This is a genomic window from Microcystis sp. M090S1, from assembly GCF_020246295.1.
GTDB lineage: Bacteria > Cyanobacteriota > Cyanobacteriia > Cyanobacteriales > Microcystaceae > Microcystis > Microcystis aeruginosa.
On sequence record NZ_JADBTF010000278.1, the window covers coordinates 1 to 5,735 of the forward strand.

At 44.3% G+C, this 5,735-nt stretch carries 5 protein-coding genes and 1 pseudogene; 3 read left to right on the forward strand and 3 right to left on the reverse strand.

The genetic code is table 11. The features are described 5' to 3' along the window. Positions 1-235: 235 nt before the first annotated feature. Positions 236-700 (reverse strand): hypothetical protein, encoded by a 465-nt coding sequence (locus IM477_RS12330; protein ID WP_287731962.1) that lies wholly within the window; start codon positions 698-700, stop codon positions 236-238. Between the two features lie 184 nt (positions 701-884). On the opposite strand from IM477_RS12330, the gene IM477_RS12335 reads away from it, so the two are divergent. The 3 genes from IM477_RS12335 to IM477_RS12345 all read left to right on the forward strand — a co-directional run bounded on the left by IM477_RS12335 (position 885) and on the right by IM477_RS12345 (position 4,519). Then, positions 885-2,354: a TldD/PmbA family protein gene (locus IM477_RS12335; protein WP_012266273.1), complete on the forward strand. Its 1,470-nt coding sequence runs from the start codon at positions 885-887 to the stop codon at positions 2,352-2,354. Positions 2,355-2,356: 2 nt separating this feature from the next. Continuing rightward, positions 2,357-2,932, forward strand: a complete 576-nt coding sequence (locus IM477_RS12340; protein WP_287731963.1) for a DUF456 domain-containing protein — start codon at positions 2,357-2,359, stop codon at positions 2,930-2,932. Between the two features lie 243 nt (positions 2,933-3,175). Next, positions 3,176-4,519, forward strand: a complete 1,344-nt coding sequence (locus tag IM477_RS12345) for a TldD/PmbA family protein (RefSeq protein ID WP_287731964.1) — start codon at positions 3,176-3,178, stop codon at positions 4,517-4,519. Between the two features lie 361 nt (positions 4,520-4,880). On the opposite strand, the gene IM477_RS12350 is transcribed toward IM477_RS12345, so the two are convergent. Then, on the reverse strand, positions 4,881-5,318 hold the full coding sequence (locus IM477_RS12350; RefSeq protein ID WP_002798132.1) for a DUF29 domain-containing protein: 438 nt from the start codon (positions 5,316-5,318) through the stop codon (positions 4,881-4,883). Positions 5,319-5,612: 294 nt separating this feature from the next. Further along, a pseudogene (locus IM477_RS12355) lies at positions 5,613-5,735 on the reverse strand (IS630 family transposase); the annotation flags it as partial.

A 5,735-nucleotide genomic window follows, 5' to 3' on the forward strand; every position in this document is an offset into this window, starting at 1 on the left:
AGAAAACAAATTATAATCTTTTTAGATGAACGTAGGTTGGGTTGAAGTATGAAACCCAACGCCCGCATGGGTTACGCTACCGCTAACCCATCCTACAAATAATTGTGCCTCCCTACTTAATTGGGCATCGACTCCTCAAAATCACAACTTGACACCTCACCCTTAAGATAACTGGTTCATCTGAGTTCGGAATCAGGGAAAACTGCAAAATTTCCCTAACCCGAACTAACCTTGATTACAAAACCTTATGGGTGTGAGAATGTTGTTTGACGTTATCCTCCGTCTGTACCACATGAAGAGCATTCAAGATGCGTTTTTTCTCTAGAGAAAAGTTTAAATCGTCTTTTTGGCTGCCCAAGGGGATTAACTCTTGCAGGTGGGGTTGATTTTTATAGGTGCGAGTGGCCGCAATCGCCCTTTCGACAAAATTCTCGCATAATTGGGTATTATCGGGAAAATTACTAGGTATTTGAGGATTATCGTCCTGAAAAACCTCTCCTAAACTCATGGCGCGGGCAAATTCGTAGGAAGTGGGAATTCCTTTGACAATTGCCTCTAGGGCTGCCGAGGGAATCGGTTCTAACACCGCCACTTTTTCTAATTCTCCCTCCTGTTTGAGAAAACAAATCGCTAAACCGAATACACAATAATCATCTTTTGTCAAGTCAGAAATGTTTAAGAATTGTGTCGCTGTGGCCATTATTTTGATCCTGAGTCGCTCTTTATTTAATCTTGCGGGCGATGAGCGATCGAATCAAGGTTTTTATTAAGAGATATGAAGGAGAAAAATTTAGCTGGGTTGGGCGGCGCTAACCCACCCCAATACGGAAAAAACTGAGAACTGTTAGACTAGAAACCAGCAGATTAACTGATAAACCAGCTTTATGTCACCCACTCTACTCATCTCCAAAGAACTCCCCACCCTGAAATATAATCCTAGTCTGGAGCGCTTTGATAGCTCTTGGGCGGCTCCTTTGTCCACTCTTCTGGGACTGGGACGGGCTGCCGGGGCGACTTTTATCGAATTTTTCCTAGAAAGAGTCAACTATATCAGTTGTTTAGCTGAAGATGACACCATCACCAGTCTCTCACCGAAACTATCTACAGGGGCAGGAATCCGCCTTTTTCGCGGGAAAGCTGATTGTTATGTCAGTACCAACGATTTAAGCTTCCAAGGCTTAAAAAATGCCCTAGAAAAAGGTTTATCGATTCTCGGTTTAAACCTACCCAGTCCTAACGCGTATATTCCCGAAATCAATCTGGAAATGTTCCGGGATTATGCCACGGTCAAAAACAAAGATATTTGGCTTAATAATTGCAGTTCTTTGCGAGAAATGGGTGATATTCTCCTAACTGCTAACGTTCAACTCAATCAGAAAGCCTCTCACGTCCAATCTCGTCGCGCCGCTTATTTTCGCGATTGGCAAGAAATTTTAGTTGCCGCTAGTGATGGCACTTTTGCCCGGGATATTCGCCTCACCCAATCCGTGGGCTATAATCTCCTCTGTGCCGATGGGACTAATCGTTCTAGCATTGGCAAACGGGTGGGTAGTACCAGTAATCCCGATTTTCTGCGGACGTGGAATGCCGAGGAATCGGCGGCAGAAGTGGCCGAATCGGCGGGTAAAATGCTTTACGCTGACTATGTAGAATCCGGCAGTTATCCCATCGTCATGGCCAATGAATTTGGCGGCGTTATCTTCCACGAAGCCTGCGGCCATTTGCTAGAAACTACGCAAATCGAACAAAAAACCACGCCCTTTCTCGATAAAAAAGGCGAAAAAATAGCCCACGAAAACCTGACGGCTTGGGACGAAGGATTATCCGATAAAGCTTTCGGTACTATCGATATGGACGATGAGGGAATGCCGGCCCAGCGTACTCTCCTAATTGAAAATGGTATCCTAAAAAACTTCATTGCCGATCGCACTGGTTCAATTAAAACCGGCCATCCGCGCACAGGTAGCGGTCGCCGTCAAAACTACACCTATGCGGCCGCTAGTCGGATGCGGAATACCTACATCGCACCTGGGGAATATACCCTCGATAATCTCTTTAATTCCATCGATAAAGGCATTTATTGCAAAAAAATGGGCGGTGGTAGTGTGGGGGCGACCGGGGAATTTAATTTCGCCGTCGAGGAGGCCTATCTTATCGAAAACGGCAACCTGACTAAACCCCTAAAAGGCGCGACTTTAATCGGTTCAGCCAAGGAGATTATGAATAAAATCTCTATGTGTTCCCAAGATTTAGGACTAGCGGCGGGTTTTTGCGGTTCCGTCAGTGGTAGCGTTTATGTCACTGTTGGTCAACCCCATTTAAAAGTCGATTCTATTACCGTTGGCGGTCGTTAATCATGACTTTAGTAATTCTCTACTATTTCCTCATTGCCATCATGATAGTGGGGATAATTGGCGAACTGCTGCCCGCTGTCCCCGGCATGAGTTTGATTTTAATCGCCATGCTGGTGTGGGGTTTCGTCACCAAATTTGCGGGGATGGGGGTCGCTTTAGCCGTGGCCTTTGTTATCCTTCTCCTCAGTCTGGGGGTGGAATTCCTCGCTAGTTATCTCGGCGCCCAAAAAGTTGGGGCGAGCAATTGGAGTCAAATCGGGCTAGTAGTGGGTTTATTAGCGGGAATATTCGGGCTTTTACCCGCTTTACCCATTGGCGGCCCGATTATCGGCTTATTTGTCGGTCCTGTGGTCGGGGCTTTTGTCGGAGAATACGCCTATCGTCGCGATTTGGAATTAACCCCCCGTTTGCAACAATCCCTAAAAGTCTGTGTCGGTATCGTCGTCGGTACGGTTATCGGTCACGTTGCCAAAGCTATGCTGGCCACGGCCGCCGTTATCGTCTTTATTGTCACCACTTGGCCCAATCTCTCTTCAGTTATCAGTTATCAGTTATCAGTTATCAGTTATCAGATTTGAGTTTTCAGAACGTAGGTTGGGTTGAAGCATGAAACCCAACGCCCGCATGGTTTACGCTACCGCTAACCCATCCTACAAATAATTGTGCCTCCCTACTTATCCAGCTTACGGCTGACCGCTATCAGTTATCAGATTTGAGTTTTCAGTGGACACTGTTAAGTGGCAAGTTCTGAGCTTTCTTTTCACTGATTACTGATTACTGTTTACTGATAACTGAAAAATCCTCCAACACCCAAAAAATCTATGCCAAAAGTTGAAGATATCGCCCAAATCGCTAATTCTAGCGCCCAAGCTTTAGGAATTGCTAAATACGACATCTATGGTTCTTCTGTCGATGAAACCGATGTGGATGTGTTTCAAGGGGAACCCAAACAGGTACAAGCTTCCAATCGTTCCAGCGTTATCGTTCGCGTCTGGAATCGGGATAATCAAGTCGGTGTCACCTCTACCACCGATGTGGACCCGGTGGGACTGCAATTAGCCCTGAAAACCGCCCAAGAAGCCAGCTTTTTTGGTGTTAAGGAAAATGTCCCCGATTTTAGTCCTGCCGCCACCGCACCTACCACAGAAGTGGCCAGCGAAATGTATAATCAAGCAGCTGTATCCACTCTCGTCGATAAGTTATTAGCCGCCGAAAAATCCTTACTAGCGGCCCATCCGGCTATTGCCAGTGTTCCCTATAACGGTTTGGGACAACAGCAGGTCAGACGTTTTTATCTCAATAGCGACGGGGCAATGCGTCAGGAAGCGCGTAGTTATGCCAGTGTGTATTTATACACCAAAACCGAACAGGAAGGCAAAAAACCCCGCAGCGCCGGTGCTTTTCGGGTTAGTCCGGGCCTGGAAAAATTAGATATCGATGGTTGCATCGAGGAAGCGATTACCAAAACTGTTAGCCATCTGGACTATCAACCGATTACCACGGGTAAATATTTGGTGGTTTTTGCCCCCCGCGCCTTTTTGAGTCTAATGGGAGCATTTTCTAATCTGTTTAATGCCCAAAATGTCCTTGATAAACAGAGTCTTTCTACTCCTGAATCTTTGGGAACACAAATCGCCGCTACGGCCTTAAATTTGTGCGATGATGCCCTCCATCCAGCTAATGTTTCCGCGGAAACTTTTGATAGTGAAGGCACTCCCACCCGTCGTGTGGAATTAATTAAAGAGGGGATTTTGAGTAATTTTCTCCATAGCACGATTACCGCTAAACGGATGAATACAGAACCGACTGGCAACGGTAACATTGGGTCAAAAGTAACGGTTAGTCCCCATTTTTATCACGTTTTTGCTAGTGCTAATCAACCCAAAAGCTATTCTTTGGAAACAGCAGAAAATGTGGTTTTAATTGATAGTTTACGGGCAATTCATGCAGGAGTTAATTCTCTGCAAGGTTCCTTCTCTTTGCCCTTTGACGGTTGGTTAGTTAACAAAAACGAGCGCATTAGCATCGATTCCGCTACCGTAGCTGGGGATATTTTAACACTGCTGAAATCGATTGTTTATCTGCAACCGGAAGCAGTTATTACTCCCAGTGGTGTTTGTCCCTACGTTTGGGTAGAGGGTTTATCAATCACAGGAGAAGCTTAACACTATACCAGACCAAAAATAGGGGGTATTAACAAGGGTAATACCCCCGCAAGATGGATGCTAATTTTATAGTCGTGGGTAAGCTGTTGACTATCCAAATTACACTAAATCTGGTTATTAAAAACTGATTAGGATTTGCTGAAAAAGTACGGGCGAAGCATTCGGATAGAAAATCTACGGTTTCACCATAGGTTATTGCCCGAATGCTTCGCCCCTACAGGACGCGGGCCGATGAAGACCCAAGGTTTTGAACCACGATTCTCTCAAAATCTTGCACCTGTTTTGCGAAACAGGACAATAAAACCCTTATCTCGTTTATATTTCACATTTATTCAGCTTTAGTATTACTCCTAATTAAGAACTATTTTTCAGCCGGGGGAAACCAATTATCATCTAATGTTTGTTCGAGGGATATATGAGCGTCTGAATTGAGGGAAAAAAGCTGAGAAACCGATTTAATCGCCACTGGATAAACTTTATCATACATAGCTGCTAATTCTGGCCGTAAGCTGGGACTATCTTCTAAACGATGCTGAATTTGGGCGCGAAAATTGACTATTGCTGCCGCCCAATGATTACCTGACCGTTTTTTTTCTTCTTGCCAATAAGCCAGCTTTAAAAGATGTTCGATAAGACGGGTTAACAGACTCATTAAAGCTCGTCTATCACTTTTCCCCATACTCTCGATTTCTTCAATTAAATTATCCCAATCTACCTGCTCAAAATTACGCTCTTGTAACTGTTTTACCGTCTCTTTTAGCCATTGATTATAATCAGTTTCGTAGGCAGTTGACGACATAATTTAACTCTCCATAGAAAATTACTTAGTAGATTAAGAAAGGTTAATGGGTGTATCCATTGATAGATAGGGTTTTTCGGCTATTGTAGTAGATATCTATGGGGGAAATCCAGATATATTCTAGAACGCGAGGTGTGGAAACTGACGCGATTGCCCATAAAAATGCCAGGTTTTTGAACGTGGACTCGTTGAACCAAGAATCCCGAAGCGCTGGGGTGGGAGTATCAATCGGATTCTCTCAAGAAACCCGCTTTCTGACTTGTAGTAAGATTGAGGGCATAAGCTTTTACGCATTTAAGTTACATTGACAGCATTACCCTTATTTTTAAGTTTTCTACTCCATTTAATAATCAATCCCCCTTCATTTAAAAGCTGATTGACTACTTTTTCCAGTTCTTCTTTATTTTCAAATTCTCG